The sequence below is a fragment of the Halomonas chromatireducens genome (assembly GCF_001545155.1).
GTDB lineage: Bacteria > Pseudomonadota > Gammaproteobacteria > Pseudomonadales > Halomonadaceae > Halomonas > Halomonas chromatireducens.
Map to the genome: position 1 here is coordinate 558,270 of NZ_CP014226.1, position 14,240 is coordinate 572,509.

9 protein-coding genes, 3 tRNA genes and 2 pseudogenes are annotated in these 14,240 nt (G+C 62.7%); 13 read left to right on the forward strand and 1 reads right to left on the reverse strand.

All coding sequences use genetic code 11. The features are described 5' to 3' along the window. Nucleotides 1-1,033: 1,033 nt before the first annotated feature. From LOKO_RS20470 to LOKO_RS20565, 8 genes and pseudogenes are all read left to right on the forward strand, one after another. Nucleotides 1,034-1,495: a sensor histidine kinase gene (locus LOKO_RS20470; RefSeq protein ID WP_335339223.1), complete on the forward strand. Its 462-nt coding sequence runs from the start codon at nucleotides 1,034-1,036 to the stop codon at nucleotides 1,493-1,495. Beyond that, nucleotides 1,477-2,154: pseudogene (locus LOKO_RS02650) on the forward strand (thymidylate synthase); the annotation flags it as partial. The gene LOKO_RS20470 and the pseudogene LOKO_RS02650, both read left to right, overlap by 19 nt. Further along, nucleotides 2,151-2,669: a dihydrofolate reductase gene (locus LOKO_RS02655; protein WP_066444720.1), complete on the forward strand. Its 519-nt coding sequence runs from the start codon at nucleotides 2,151-2,153 to the stop codon at nucleotides 2,667-2,669. The pseudogene LOKO_RS02650 and the gene LOKO_RS02655, both read left to right, overlap by 4 nt. A gap of 168 nt (nucleotides 2,670-2,837) precedes the next feature. Further along, entirely contained in the window at nucleotides 2,838-3,983 is a 1,146-nt protein-coding gene (locus LOKO_RS18535; protein WP_235588927.1) for a ProQ/FINO family protein, read from the forward strand. Between the two features lie 425 nt (nucleotides 3,984-4,408). Beyond that, entirely contained in the window at nucleotides 4,409-5,488 is a 1,080-nt protein-coding gene (locus tag LOKO_RS02665; RefSeq protein ID WP_066444722.1) for a porin, read from the forward strand. 315 nt (nucleotides 5,489-5,803) lie between these two features. Next, a complete protein-coding gene (gene fnr / locus LOKO_RS02670; protein ID WP_066444724.1) occupies nucleotides 5,804-6,553 on the forward strand; it encodes a fumarate/nitrate reduction transcriptional regulator Fnr in 750 nt (249 codons plus the stop codon). Between the two features lie 77 nt (nucleotides 6,554-6,630). After that, nucleotides 6,631-8,601, forward strand: coding sequence for a sensor domain-containing diguanylate cyclase (locus tag LOKO_RS02675; RefSeq protein WP_083517396.1), 1,971 nt, complete (start codon nucleotides 6,631-6,633; stop codon nucleotides 8,599-8,601). 1,483 nt (nucleotides 8,602-10,084) lie between these two features. After that, nucleotides 10,085-10,285 (forward strand): annotated as a pseudogene (locus LOKO_RS20565) (PAS domain S-box protein); the annotation flags it as partial. Between the two features lie 27 nt (nucleotides 10,286-10,312). Here the strand turns inward: LOKO_RS20565 and LOKO_RS02685 are convergent. Beyond that, a tRNA-Thr gene (locus tag LOKO_RS02685) sits at nucleotides 10,313-10,388 on the reverse strand. A 147-nt stretch (nucleotides 10,389-10,535) separates the two neighbouring features. Between LOKO_RS02685 and LOKO_RS02690 the strand changes: the two genes are divergently transcribed. From LOKO_RS02690 to radA, 5 genes are all read left to right on the forward strand, one after another. Next, nucleotides 10,536-10,612: transfer RNA gene (locus tag LOKO_RS02690), tRNA-Ile, on the forward strand. Nucleotides 10,613-10,729: 117 nt separating this feature from the next. Next, nucleotides 10,730-10,805 (forward strand) — tRNA-Ala (locus LOKO_RS02695). 457 nt (nucleotides 10,806-11,262) lie between these two features. Next, on the forward strand, nucleotides 11,263-12,159 hold the full coding sequence (locus LOKO_RS02700; RefSeq protein ID WP_066444732.1) for an AEC family transporter: 897 nt from the start codon (nucleotides 11,263-11,265) through the stop codon (nucleotides 12,157-12,159). Nucleotides 12,160-12,276: 117 nt separating this feature from the next. Continuing rightward, nucleotides 12,277-12,726 (forward strand): copper resistance protein NlpE N-terminal domain-containing protein, encoded by a 450-nt coding sequence (locus tag LOKO_RS02705; RefSeq protein WP_066444735.1) that lies wholly within the window; start codon nucleotides 12,277-12,279, stop codon nucleotides 12,724-12,726. Between the two features lie 112 nt (nucleotides 12,727-12,838). Continuing rightward, the gene (radA, locus tag LOKO_RS02710; protein WP_066444737.1) at nucleotides 12,839-14,215 is read left to right on the forward strand and encodes a DNA repair protein RadA; all 1,377 of its coding nucleotides are present in this window, start codon (nucleotides 12,839-12,841) and stop codon (nucleotides 14,213-14,215) included. The last annotated feature ends 25 nt before the right edge of the window (nucleotides 14,216-14,240 follow it).

Below are 14,240 nucleotides of genomic sequence, written 5' to 3' on the forward strand. Positions count from 1 at the left end.
TGTAACTTAGGTTGCGATGAGACGGGTACCGCCAGCAGGCAAGGAAGGGTACCAAAAGGGCAAGGATGCCCCGGCAAGGAAGCCTCATCCCCTTCGGGGGATCGAACAGAACGGCATCGCCAGCGGTACGAATCACGGCGGTGACGACACGGTAAACGAAGTCGGACGGTTCGCCGCCCACCCGTGCCAAACGCTCCTGGTAGCCAAGGGTCGGTACGGTGCTTCGGGGCCCCCAGGCCCATGGAAAGTATGGACATGGTTCGACCAGGCGATCGATGCCTATATTTTTCAAAACCTTCAGTTCCCTGCGTACTTGGGCCGGCTATGCCGGCCTCTTTTTTTCTTTGACCTGATACGTACTGAGGACTGGCCAGGCGCGGTTGGAGCGTGGAATCTGTTATCCTGCAGGCATGAACCAATGACGGTCCCCTCTCTACTGAATAGAACACTGGTCATGACCAAACGGGTCTCGCGCCGTTGGCGCCCGCGCTCCTTGCCTCAGTTGGTGATGTTGGCATTTCTTGTAGTGATGCTGCCGCTGGGTATCCTGATGTTTCAGGCCGGTCAGGCACTCTCAGAGCTGTCTCGCCTGGCCGATGTCAGCGCTCGGCAGGCCATCGAAGAATCGCGCCGCGCGCGCCAGCTCAGCAGCCTTGCCCTGGAGATGGAGCGCAGCGCGCGCCAGTACGCTGTGGTGGAGCAGGAGAGCCTGCTCGACATCTATGCCGAACGTCACGCCGAGTTCGCTGAGCTGTTGACCCAGCAGCGCCGCCTGCTGCCCGGCAACAGCGATGTGCTGGCGCTGGAAGAGCAGATGCTGCTGCTTTCCCAGCTGCCGGTTCTTGAGCCGGAGGCGCTGGACGTCTGGCTTTCCCTGTTTGTGCCTTTCGCCGAGCACACCAACGCCATGCGCCAGGCAACCAACCAGCACATCGATGACCGTATCGAGATGATTCGTTATCAAGCCGAGGCCGTTCAGTCCCGGCTCTGGCTTCAGACCGGTGCGCTGGTGTCGGCCAGCCTGCTGCTGATGATGCTGTTCAGCTGGCTGATCATTCGTCCGGTTCGCCAGCTCGAGCGGCGTATCCTGAGCATCGGCAGCGGCGTCGAGGGGCCTCTGGTAGAGGATATACAGGGGCCTGCAGAGCTGGTCCAGCTGGGTGATCGGCTCGACTGGCTGTCAACCCGGTTGAGCGACCTGGAGGCACAGAAGCAGCAGTTCCTGCGCCATATGTCCCACGAACTCAAGACCCCTCTGGCCAGCGTCCGCGAAGGATCCGCTCTTCTCTCCGATGGCGTGGCGGGCGAGCTTAGCCCGCGCCAGCGCGAGATCCTCTCGCTCATCGACAGCAGTGGCCGTGAGCTGCAGCGGCTTATCGAACAGCTGCTCGATTACAATCTGCTGCAACACAACCAGCGCGTTGCCCTTGCCCAGGTNATTGCACAACACGCCGACCTTGAGGAAGTGAGCCAGGGCGGGGCTTTCCCCTGGTGACTACCAAGAAGTTGCACCTGCGCTCGATCATTCATGAGCTGCTGTGGTTCCTGCGCGGCGACACCAACATCGCCTATCTGCGGGATAACGGGGTGCGTATCTGGGACGAGTGGGCCGACGAGAACGGCGACCTTGGCCCGGTCTATGGCTATCAGTGGCGTAGCTGGCCCGACCCGCGTGGCGGTCATGTGGATCAGATCGTCACGCTGCTCAACCAGATTCGCACCAACCCGGGTTCCCGGCGGCTGATCGTATCGGCCTGGAATCCGGCACTGGTCGACGAGATGGCGCTGCCGCCGTGCCACTGCCTGTTCCAGTTCTATGTGGCCAACGGGCGCCTCTCCTGCCAGCTCTATCAGCGCAGTGCGGACATCTTCCTGGGGGTGCCCTTCAATATCGCCAGCTACGCGCTGCTGACTCAGATGATCGCCCGGGTCACGGGCCTGGAACCTGGTGACTTCGTCCACACCCTGGGCGACGCCCATCTCTACCGCAATCACCTGGAGCAGGCCGAACTGCAGCTTTCGCGCACACCGCGCCCGGCCCCGCGGCTGGTGCTGTCGCCGGGCGTCGACGACCTGTTCGACTTCCGCTTCGAGCACATCGCCATCGAAGGCTACGACCCCCATCCCCATATCAAGGCCGAGGTGGCGGTATGAACGACGAGACGCTGGTGCCGGTGGCGATGATCGCCGGGCTTTCCCGCAACCGGGTGATCGGCGTGGAGAACCAACTGCCCTGGTACCTGCCGGAGGATCTTCGCTTCTTCAAGCGCATGACCCAGGCCAAGCCCCTGGTCATGGGGCGCAAGACCTTCGAGTCGATCGGGCGCCCCCTGCCGGGTCGGATAAATATCGTGGTGACCCGGGACAGCACCTTTCGCCACGATGGCGTACGGGTCTGCCATGACCTGGCATCGGCCCTGGCGCTGGCAGACCAGCAGGCGACCATCGACGGCAGCGAGGAGATCATGGTGATGGGCGGTGGCGAGATATATGCCCAGGCGCTGCCTTTTGCCAGTCGGCTCTATCTCACCGAAGTGGATGTCGAGGTGGAGGGTGATGCCCGCTTTCCCGAGCTGGACGACAGCCAGTGGGAGGAGGTGCAGCGTGTGCCCGGTGAGCCCGCCGATGGCCAGCCCGACTACAGCTTCGTGGAGTATCGCCGCCGCTGACGGCACGAGTCGCCGACAGGCGACATTTGTCAGCGCCCGGCTTCTGGCACAAACTTGCGGGAAGCCCTGTGCCACCCACATGCCTCTGTAGTTGATACACGACCCTGTCGCGATAGTGAATGTGTAGAGAGGGCGAGTCTATAACGAGCCTGCCTGGAGGATACCGGTTTGATCGATGAGCGTTCACTCCGCCTGCTGAATGACCTGGAAGTCAGCGCCGATGCCACCCTCGGCGAGCTGCACGGCTGCCGCGTGAAAATCCGCCAGCTGCAGGAGCGTGTATCCGAACTCGAGGCGGCGCGCCTTGAGCTTGAAGAGGAAAATCGCGAGCTCGACGAGCAGAATCGTGAGCTGGAGGAGGACAATGTCCGCCTGCGTGAACGGCTGAGGAAGGGCGAACCCTCACCCATGTTCCCGGGACCGTCCCGTCGCGCCCAGGGGCTCGCCGCGTTGATCGGGCACCGTCCACGCGACGCCAACCCAGACGAGCAGGGCGCCCCGGTGCATCAGCATGAGCCTGAATCGCCTGGCGGGTCGGCCGCACCGCAGGACGGTGATCGGCAATGGCAAGGCGAACCACGGCTGGGGGAGCAAGACAAGCGAGCAGAAAAGCAGGAAGAACAGCAAGAAGAACAGCAGGAAGAAAAGAGAGCGGTGGAACAGGCTGAGCGCACGCGGGACGACGTGCGGGCCAACAAAGAGGAGCAGCCCAAGAACGTATCGGATGAGCGCCAGGCGCAGCTGCCCATCGAACAGGCACCCTCCGCGGAGGCGCTGCTGACCGAGTGGTACCGCCGCTACCCAGATACCTTCTTCAAGGGGCACACGCGACCGTTGAAAGTGGGCATCCATCAGGACCTGGCCGCCCGGGAGCCCTGGCCGGAGAAACTGGTGCGGCGCGCCCTGGCCGGCTACGTCAATCTGCCGCGCTATCTGAAAGCGGTGCGTGAAGGCGCGCAGCGCATCGACCTGGCCGGCCAGCCGGATGGCAGCGTCGATGCCCAGGCCGCCGAGCACGCCCACCGCAAGCTCGAGCGGCTCCAGGCCGAACGGCGCAAGCGCGGCCAGGCTCCTGGGCCTGGTCACCGCCGCGGTGAGAAAGTCGCCAGAACCGCGAAGGGAAACCGTACTAGCAAGCGCGGCACTCCCGGGGGCGAGGCTCCCAGTGGTCGGCCCGCTGCGGCAGCGCAGCCGCCGTCACAGGCTTCTAACGCTCCCTCTGATTCCGTTACCCGGGCCGACCCCGAGGCACGCCTGGAAGCCAAGCTCTCGGCCCTGCTGGCCAAGCATAATGGCCGGGATGAGGGGCGCTGACAGAAGGGGTAGAAAGGTGCGTCACTGGAAGGGTTGATGGTCTCCCCTTGCCAGCCTTGTATCAGCGGGGCATCATGTGCAGGCTCATCGCTGCCAGGCAACTGTTTCGACAGGCCTGCGGCTGCGGCCCACGGGCGGGAGGCGCGCGGACCGCAATTTCAGGAGAAAGTTCCAAGGTGAAGGGGCACAGCGTAGGAAAACAGTGTTTTTTCTTATTGCGTTCCCTCATCTCCCGGTATAGAGTTCTACCTGCGAGCATTGGACTATAACAAGGCTTCGCTGCGGACATGCCCGGCCCTGGCCACTTCCTGAGAAGGAACCGAGCCAAGTGCGGCGGGGGCCATGCCCGGCAAGCTACCTGCACGTGTCATTCGGATTCGTGCAGTAACGATCGAAACAGTAAGCTAGTGAAAGGAACTATAGAGATGAAAAAGACACTGTTAGCGACTGCCATTGCCGGTGCCATGGTCTACGGCGCTACTGCCGCTCAGGCCGCCACCGTTTATGACCAGGACGGCACCCAGGTTGACGTCTACGGCCGTATCAACATTGCTGCCCAGACTGGCGGTCCCGAGACTGGCGGCAGCAAGGCGAGCGGCTCCGAGATCATCAACAACGGTTCGCGCTTCGGCTTCCGTGCCCGCAACGAGGTCTCCAGCGACCTGAGCGTGTTCGCCAACGCCGAGTTCCGCTTCGCCGCCGACACCCGCGCGGACCAGACCCTGCAGACCCGCTCCACCTTCGTTGGCCTGGACAGCGACAGCATGGGTCGCGTCACCGTGGGTAACTTCCTGAGCGTCTACTACACCGCCGTTGGCTCCGTGTTCGACGTGCCCCAGGGCCCGAATGCCGCTGTCATGATGGACGGCTTCGGTGCGGTCAACTCCCAGGCCGACTCCATTGCATACTCCACGCCGAACCTGGAAGGCTTCCAGGCGCACGTGCAGGCTCAGCACTACAGCGGAAATAATGCGCCGATCGGTGTAGAAGATAACTCCTCCACCACCTCGTGGATCGGTGCGGTCAACTACACTTGGGAAAACCTCTACCTGGGCCTGGGCTACGTTCAGTCCAAGGATCTGTCCGAGCGTGGTGCCAGCGCTGACTTCGGTGAGCGCTTAAACCAGGAAGACCTGTGGGGTGCCACTGCGTCCTACCAGTTCACCCCTGAATTTGCTGCCCGCATCAAGTACGAAGACTGGTCTACTAACGCAGACTTGGATCTGCCAGAAGGCGTAGTTGATGGCCGCGTCGACAACCTCTGGGGCCTGGGCGGCACCTTCGACTACGGTATGGGCAACATCTACGCTGACTACTACCGCGTTCGCATGGTTGATGAAGACCAGAGCAGCCGCAACCACTGGGTGCTGGGTGCGACCTACCGCTTCAGCACGCCGATGTTCGCCTACTTCGAAGTGGTCGATTTCGACTTCGATACCGACCAGGCTATCGCTGATGTCAACGACGACCTCGAGTTCACCGTCGGTCTGCGCTACGACTTCTAAGTCGAGCCCAAGCTGATTGCAAGATACGTCGACTCGCTCGACGACAGAACCGGCCCTTAGGGGCCGGTTTTTTTATGCTGTGCTTTTCCCCTCTTGTTGCACCGGTCTTTTTTCGCTTTTTCGCCGGACCCTTTCACTGTGCTTTTCCACTGCGCGGTGTCACTGACTTTCCGTGCGCTGCACCTTTGTGTAACTGAACTGGGCTTGATTCGTATCAAGGAAGCGTCCATTTTAGGGCAAGGCCCGCCATCCACGCGGGACACCGTAGGTGAGGCAGTTCAGAATTCCGGTTACAGATGCAACCAAGGAGTGCCCATGACGCTCGTGCCCTCACGACGCCAGCCGGCCAATGCGACACGCTGCGAGCGCTGCACCCTGCACGCGCGCTGCCTGCCCCTGGGCCTTGAGCTCGATGCGCTGGAATCCTTCGAGGCCATCGTCCAGAACCCACGCCCTTTGAAGCGGGGCGAGGCGCTGGTGCGACAGGGGGGCACCTTCGAGAGCCTGTTCGTGGTGCGCTCGGGCAGCCTCAAGCAGTCGGTGGCCCAGGAGGGGCAGCGCGACCAGGTGACCCACTTCTATCTGCCCGGTGAAGTGGTGGGGCTGGACGGCATCGGTGAGACCAGCTGCTATGGCAGCGTGGTGGCCATGGAGTCGACCTTCGTCTGCGAGCTGCCCTTCGACCGCCTGGAGGATCTCGCCGAGCAGTTGCCGGAGCTGCGTGGCCAGCTCTATCGCTGCATGAGTCGGGAGCTGCGCAACGACCAGCGCATGATGTGCCTGCTTTCGGGACGCACCGCCGACCAGCGCCTGGCAAGCTTCATGCTGGGGCTTTCCGAACGATTCCGCGCGCGGGGTTTCTCGCCCTATCGCTTTCATCTCTCCATGTCACGATCCGATATCGGCAGCTACCTGGGGCTGGCGCTGGAAACCGTCAGCCGGGTGCTCGCTCGTTTCCAGCAGCAGGCCATGGTCACGGTGGCGGGGCGTGAGCTGACCATCCATGACATGGAGGCGCTGGTGGCGCTGGCGGAAGAGGGGGTGGGGCGCCACTCGGGGGGGTGACGGGTATTCCCGCTTTTGCTTATGGGCTCAGGATGCCATGATGGCCTCATGCTCGTACAAAAATCGGTGGTTCGCCCTTGACCGGATGGCTGTTGTCGACCCTGCGTTCGCGCCTGCTGCTCGGTGTCAGCCTGGGCTGGCTGGTGCTGGTCGCCGCTCTGTTGGCCTATAGCCATCTCAGTGGGGGCGCGTTGGCCCAGCGCGAGAACCTCACGCATCTGGAGTACGAGGCACAGCTGATTGCCAAGCAGCTCGATCGCTCCATCCATGTGCGGCAACAGGCCCTCGCTCGCCTTCGTCCCTCCCTGGTATTGGATGAGGACCTCTTCACCCAGCTGCAGCGTCAGGAAGGACTGCTGGCACTCTTCGACCGGCTGATGGTGTTCGATGCCCAGGGTGAGCCGGTGGCCGCCTGGCCCCCCTTCGAGCATGGCGGACCCAATATCGCCGCCCGCGACTATTTCCATCATGTCCGCGGATTTCGCCGTCCCCATGTCAGCGAGCCCTACGTGGGGGGCGAGACCGGCATCCCTCAGGTGATGGTGATAGAGCCACTGCTCGATGACGAGGGGCGCTTCCTGGGAATCCTCGGCGGCAACGCCAGCCTTCACGATGGAACCTCCTTCGTCAACCTGCGCTCGCAGCGGATCGGCGAAGATGGCCACGTTGTCTTGACGACCGCACAGGGGCAGATCATCAGCCATCCCGACCCTGCCTATCTGATGCAGGCGGTTCCTGCTGCCGATCGGCTGCCGCTGCTGGATCGGGCCCTCTATGGATGGGAGGGCAGCGGCATGGGTGAGCAGCTGGATGGCCAGCCCGCGCTGATGGCCTTTCGCCAGGTCTGGTCGGCCGATTGGGTGGTCGGGGTCTTTCTGCCCTTGAGCCAGGCCGAGGCGCCGGTCAATCGCTATGCCACCGAGTTGCGCTGGGTGGGCCTGGCCACGGTGGCCCTGATGCTGCCGCTGCTCTGGTGGCTGCTCGGCCTGGGGCTGGCCCCGCTGCATCGGCTGGAACGCCAGATAGAGCGGGTAGGGCGTGGCGACGCCAGGCGGCTCAGGCTTCACACCAGCATGCGTGAACTGCATCAGGTCGCCGATGCCTTCAACCGCCTGGAGGATCAGCGGCGCGATGCGCTCGCCTCGCGGGAGGCGCGCGAGGCCTTCCTGCAGGCGGTACTTGCCTCGTCCCCGGTGGGCATGTTCCTTGCCGATATGAAGGGGCGGATCAACTACGTCAATCCGGCGCTCGAAGCCATCTCCGGCTTCAACGTAGCGGCTTCCCGCACCTCCGAGTGGGTGCGCCGGATACATCCCGAGGACCGGCCGGCCTTCATCGAGCAGTGGCGTGCCACGCTGGAGAGAGGCGATGATCACCACCTTCAGTATCGCTTCCAGCGTGACGACGAACAGCTCTGGCTGGAAGCCCAGGTGAGCCGGGTGGAGCTGGGAGACACGGCGCTGGGGTTCGTCGGCATGATCCAGGACATCACCGAGCGTCATGAGCGGGAGACTCGCCAGCTCTGGGAGGCGGAGCACGACCCGCTGACCGGCTGTCTCAATCGGCGTGGCTTCGAGAACCGCCTGGAAGAGGCCTGTGCCCTGCACCGCCGGGAAAGCGACAAAGTGCTGTCGCTGATCATGATGGATCTGGACCATTTCAAGCCAGTCAACGATACGGCAGGGCACGCCGCCGGCGACGAACTGCTGCGCCTCATCGGACAGCTGCTCGAGGAGTCGGTGCGTCAGCAGGATGCCGTGGCCAGGCTGGGTGGTGACGAATTCGCCCTGTTGCTGCCCTCCTGCCCGCTGGAGCGGGCCACCGAAATCGCCGAGCGGATTCGTCGGGGTATTGAAACGCTCGAATTTCAGGTGGATGGCCACACGTTCCGTGTGACCGCGAGCATCGGCGTGTCGAACCTGAGTGTCGATGATCGGGACGGTGGCCCGCTGGTCAAGCGTGCCGACCGGGCCAGCTACCGCGCCAAGCACCAGGGGCGCAACCGAGTCGAGGTCCAGGCGGGGCTCTCGAAAGTCAGCGAGTCCTGACGGAATGTGAGCTGGCGCACCAGCTCAAGCTTTTGCCACGCCTGCCGATAATTGATGGTGATACGCGAGTAGTGTGGATGGGTCGTCTCGCATCCGGATAGTCCAGAGGAGTGCATGGCCCCTTATGCCTCACAAGACGCTAGCTATCGCCAGAGATACCATGCTCTACATGGCCACCGCCGTCTTCATCCTGATGGGGGGGACGGGGCTGCTCACCTTCTGGCTGGGCATCGACTACCCCCTGCGCAGCGTGGTGTTGCCCGATAATGCGCTGGCCGTTCTGCTGGTGGGCGTCGGCTTCCTGGCACTCATGATGCGCTGGTCCTTGCTGTCTCGTTTAGTCGCTCTCATCCTGCTGCTGCACATGGCCTACCTGCTGGCCCATAACGTCATCGCCGGGGGCAGAGAGGTCGGCTTTTCCTGGGTAACCGGTGATGTACGGATGGGTTCCCTGGCGTCAGCGGTGCTGATGCTGGCTGCGTTCTGCCTGATGATCGGTGTCGGCCGTCGCGCAGGTCGTTGGCTATGGGCCTGTGTCGGCGTCCTGCTGGTATGCATCAGTCTCCTGGCCCTGCTCCGGCTCTTCCTGCCGGGCGGTGAGGTGGCCTGGACGCTGAACAACGCTTCCTCACCACTGCTGGGAACCTTCCTGGCCATGCTCCTGGGAGGGTCGATGCTGATGATGGCAATCGGCGTCGACCGACCACAACCGCGAATGGGGAGACTTGCGCTGGGTGCGGGTCTCTTTGGCGTGTTGCTGAGCTGCTCTGCCTGGTACGTGCTGAACTGGCACTATCAAGAGGAGAAGCAGCTCCAGGCCAGCCATCTATTGGACAATCTGCAATACAACGCCGAGCAGGTCTTCAGCGCCCAGCTACTGCTGGCTCAACGAATGGCCGAGCGGTTGGATGCTCTCGGGATCACGCCGGACGAGGCTGCGCGCGAGAATTATGTCGAGACCTATTTCGGGGACTCCCCCGGCATGCAGGCGATTGGCCTGTCGAATGATGGGGCCTGGACATGGCGGCATTCACGGAGCGGCGCGGCTGGCCAGTGGCTGACCGAGCGGGTGGATGACCCTGACGTCGTGTCGTGGCTGCAGTTGAATTTCCCCCAGCCACGCTTGATGTTGGCCGACTCGATGCATAGCCGTATGGCGCTGATGGTCACCCTGCTGCCCTCGACGGGGCAGCGGCTGGTGAGTAGCCTCGATCTTGCGGTGCTGCTGAAGGAGGAGCTGCGCGTCCAGCTGGGCAACTCCATGGTTCGCGTATCCCGCGCAGGTGAGTCGCTGATCGATATGCGAGCACCTGGCCGCACTGCGAGCGAGCTGGAGTATCCGCTTGTTGCCAGACGCCACATCGGCATGCCTGGCGGATTGCAGCTGACGCTGGATGTCTTTCCCGATGCCGTCGGCGACATGCTCAAGGCAGGGCTGATACCCGGTGGGGTGGCGCTGTCAGGACTGCTGTTGAGTTATCTCATGGCATTCAGCCTGGGGCTGGCCCATCAGCGACAGGCGGACAGGCGCTCCCTATGGGAGAGTGAGCAGCGCTACCGTTCGCTCTTTGCCTACAATCCCGATGCGGTTTTCTCCCTCGATGGTCAGGGGAGGATCGCTACCGCAAACCCGACCTGTGCCCTCATTACCGGCCTGCCCATCGAGCAGATCGTCGGCAGTCACTTTTCCCAAATTTCCACCCGCTTCGGATGGTGCCGGCACCAGGAGTCGAACCCGGGACCTACTGATTACAAGTCAGTTGCTCTACCAACTGAGCTATGCCGGCTCGGGGCCGATCCAGGCGAACTGCAGAATCGGAAAAGCGTTGGCGTGGCTGGGGTACCAGGATTNTCGGCGGGAAGCCGTTGGACAGGCTGCCAGAAACCCCTTGCTTTCAGGGGGCTGGATAGGTAATATCTGCCCCCGTTCGGACGGGTCTGTAGCTCAGTTGGTTAGAGCGCACCCCTGATAAGGGTGAGGTCGGCAGTTCAAATCTGCCCAGACCCACCAAATTTCGCCGGATACGGCGTTGCTTTGAACCTCGTGTAGCAGGCTACACGTCGGCCCAAAGCGCCTTGTCTCCGACGAAATTGCATTTGCTCCTTTTGAAGGAGTCGATGTTGATAGGGGGCCATAGCTCAGCTGGGAGAGCGCCTGCCTTGCACGCAGGAGGTCAGCGGTTCGATCCCGCTTGGCTCCACCAAACTTCCTGATGCGTCGTTGAAAGGCTCCTCGCATAGCGAACTATGCGTCGCCACCTTTCGCCTAGCCTCAGATCGTTTGGCTTCGCCACTTCCTCACAGTCGAATTACCTGATCGGATCCGCAGTCATAAGCCATCCTCGCACCGCGCGATGACCGGTTTATGACTGTCGATTGACAGTCTGCTCTTTAACAATGTGAATCATGCTGACAAGTTCTTCCTGAAAAGGAAGGACAACGTGATACGTCTCAAGCGTATCCGGCAATTGTCGTGAGTAATCGCGGCACCGACTGCCCATGGCCACTGCCGTGATGCCATTGCATCACTGTTGGAGCGTATCACCGAGTGTGTCGTGCTGGTCGATGAAGCCCATGTTGACCCGAGCGGCGTGACCGCGCAAGCCGTTGACGTGCTAGCCTAGGCGCACTTGAGCGAAACCGAATACCCGGAACCCTTTGATGACCGCACAGATAATCGCCACGCTGCTACCGGTATTCCTGATCGCAGGCTGTGGCACCCTCTATGGGCGCTTTCGCACCCCGGATATCCGCAGCCTCAATACCCTCAATATGGAAATCTTTGTGCCGATGCTGGTGTTCGCCGTCCTGGCGGACCGGCAGGCCCCATTGGCGGAGTATGCCGGGCTGGCACTGGCGGCGGCTGTGGTGGTGCTGGGTTCCGGCCTGGTGCTGTGGCCGGTGGCCAAGCTGCTGAAGCTGGAGCCGAAGACGTTCCTGCCACCAATGATGTTCAATAACTCGGGCAACATGGGGATCCCACTGCTGGTACTGGCTTTCGGTGAGGCGGCCCTGCCGGCGGCGGTCGTGCTGTTCATCGTCGAGATGCTGCTGCACTTCTCCGTGGGGCTCTATATTCTCAGCCCGCGTACACCGTTGTGGCGACTGCTGCGTATGCCCATCGTGCTGGCAAGCATCGCTGGCCTGGGCTTCAATCTGGGCGGAGTGCCATTGCCGGGATGGCTGCTCGAGGCACTGCATATGCTGGGAGGCGTCTGCATCCCCCTGATGCTGTTCGCGCTGGGGGTGCGCATGCTGGATATCGACTTCGGCGACTGGAAGACCGGGCTGCTCGGCGCCTTGCTCTGCCCGCTCTCTGGGCTGATCCTGGCTGTGCCCATGATCCTGTGGCTGGAGCTGACCGGTCTGCAAGCGGCGTCGCTGTGGGTATTTGCCGCCTTGCCACCGGCTGTGCTCAACTATCTGGTGGCCGAGCAGTACAAGCAGGAGCCCCACAAGGTGGCTTCGCTGGTGTTGATCGGTAACCTGGGGAGCCTGGTGGTGATGCCCATCGTCCTGGCTCTGGTGTTCATGCATGTCTATCCTGGCGCCAGTTGAAGGCATCCCCGGGGAACCCTACGAGTCGGAGGCTGTCTGCTAAAGCTGAGAGGGTTTATGCTGTGAGACAGGCTGCCGTAGTTCACGGCGTCAAGCCCATAGGTTAGGAGTAAGAAAATGCAAATCAGGACCCTGCTGGCTGGCTCGGCCATGCTGGCCTTACTGGCCGGTTGTGCAGCCGGCCCGATGGATGATCGTGCCGACCCGGCGATGGATGACGCCGAAGTGGCCTACCAAGGCACACTGCCCTGCCGCAACTGCGCAGGGATCGATCTGGATGTGCGGCTCATGGGAGATGAGCAGGCCTCCCTGGAGGAGCGCACCTTTACACTGCGTGCCAGCTATCGCGAACACCCGCAGGAGCCACCGGATGAGAATTACGCTGGCAACTGGGAGGTGCTCAGCGGTACCGCGGTCGATCCTGATGCCACTGTCTACGAGCTGACTCCCGATGGGGAAGGGCAGATCTACTACTTCCTGCGCATCGACGAGACAACGCTGGAGCTGATCGACCCCCAGCGGCGCCGGTTCCAGAACAACGAAGCCTTGCAGTTACAGCGTCTGTAATCTCTCCTGGCTTGATTGAACCGAAGGCGGCCTTGCGGGCCGCCTTCGTGCGTTCGGGCACAGCCTGGTGGGCGCCTGTTAGAATGGTGCCTCAACTGGAAGAGGGGCCGGCATGGCCAAAGCGAAAAGCGCCTTTGTTTGCACCGAATGCGGTGCGGAGTACAGCAAGTGGCAGGGCCAGTGCTCGAGCTGCCAGGAGTGGAATACGCTGACTGAGGTGAGGCTGTCTGCCGCCCGCCCCGGTGCGGCTACGTCGGGTGCCACCGGTCGCAGCGGCTATGCGGGAAACCTTTCTCGGGAAGTGGTGGATCTGGGCAATGTCGACCTTTCCGAGGTGCCGAGGCTCTCCTCCACCTTCGAGGAGTTCGACCGCGTGCTGGGTGGCGGCCTGGTGCCCGGCTCGGCGGTGCTGCTGGGTGGGCATCCGGGCGCCGGCAAGTCGACCCTGCTGCTGCAGACCGCCTGCAAGCTGGCTCAGTCCCGCCAGGTGCTCTATGTCACCGGCGAGGAGTCGCTTTCCCAGGTGGCGATGCGGGCCCACCGGCTTCAGCTGCCCACCCGTGGTCTCAAGATGCTGGCAGAGACCAGCGTCGAAACCGTGCTGGCCGTCGCTGAGCGCGAGCGCCCGGAGATACTGGTCATCGATTCGATCCAGACCATGCATCTGGAGGATATCGCCTCGGCTCCGGGTGGGGTGGCGCAGGTGCGAGAGTCGGCCGCCGCCCTGACTCGCTTCGCCAAGCAGAGCAATACCGTGCTGCTACTGGTGGGCCATGTGACCAAGGATGGATCGCTGGCAGGCCCCAAGGTGCTCGAGCACATGATCGATGCATCGCTGCTGCTCGAGGGTGGTGCCGATTCGCGTTTTCGCACCCTGCGTGGACAGAAGAATCGCTTCGGGGCGGTCAACGAGCTCGGCGTGTTCGCCATGCTCGAGCACGGGCTCAAGGAAGTGAAGAACCCGAGTGCCATCTTTCTTTCACGCAGCGAGACGCTGGCCTCGGGCAGCCTGGTCATGGTGGTGTGGGAAGGGACACGACCACTGTTGGTGGAGGTGCAGGCGCTCCTCGACGAGTCGGCCCTGGGCAATCCGCGCCGGGTTGCCGTGGGCCTCGACCAGAATCGCCTGGCCATGCTGCTGGCGGTACTGCATCGCCATGGTGGCCTGTTCACCGGCGACCAGGACGTCTTCCTCAACGTGGTGGGTGGGGTTAAGGTGCTGGAGACCAGCGCGGATCTGGCGGTGCTGCTGGCGGTAGTCTCCAGCCTGCAGAATCGCCCATTGCCGCGGGAGCTGGTGGTATTCGGGGAGGTGGGGCTATCCGGCGAGATTCGCCCGGTGCCCAGCGGGCAGGAGCGCATCGTCGAGGCGGCAAAGCACGGCTTCACCCGGGCCATCGTGCCCAGGGGCAACGCGCCAAAGCGCGCCCCGGCAGGCATGGAGGTGGTTGCCGTGGACAAGCTGACCGATGCCCTGGAGGCCCTGTAAGGCAACGGGGCCTCACTGATATAGA

Excerpts from the sequence above, each read along its gene's own strand:
- LOKO_RS02665 (WP_066444722.1), top strand. The coding sequence starts at position 4,409 with ATGAAAAAGACACTGTTAGCGACTGCCATTGCCGGTGCCATGGTCTAC.
- fnr (WP_066444724.1), top strand. The coding sequence starts at position 5,804 with ATGACGCTCGTGCCCTCACGACGCCAGCCGGCCAATGCGACACGCTGC.
- LOKO_RS02700 (WP_066444732.1), top strand. The coding sequence starts at position 11,263 with ATGACCGCACAGATAATCGCCACGCTGCTACCGGTATTCCTGATCGCA.
- radA (WP_066444737.1), top strand. The coding sequence starts at position 12,839 with ATGGCCAAAGCGAAAAGCGCCTTTGTTTGCACCGAATGCGGTGCGGAG.
- LOKO_RS02655 (WP_066444720.1), top strand. The coding sequence starts at position 2,151 with ATGAACGACGAGACGCTGGTGCCGGTGGCGATGATCGCCGGGCTTTCC.
- LOKO_RS02705 (WP_066444735.1), top strand. The coding sequence starts at position 12,277 with ATGCAAATCAGGACCCTGCTGGCTGGCTCGGCCATGCTGGCCTTACTG.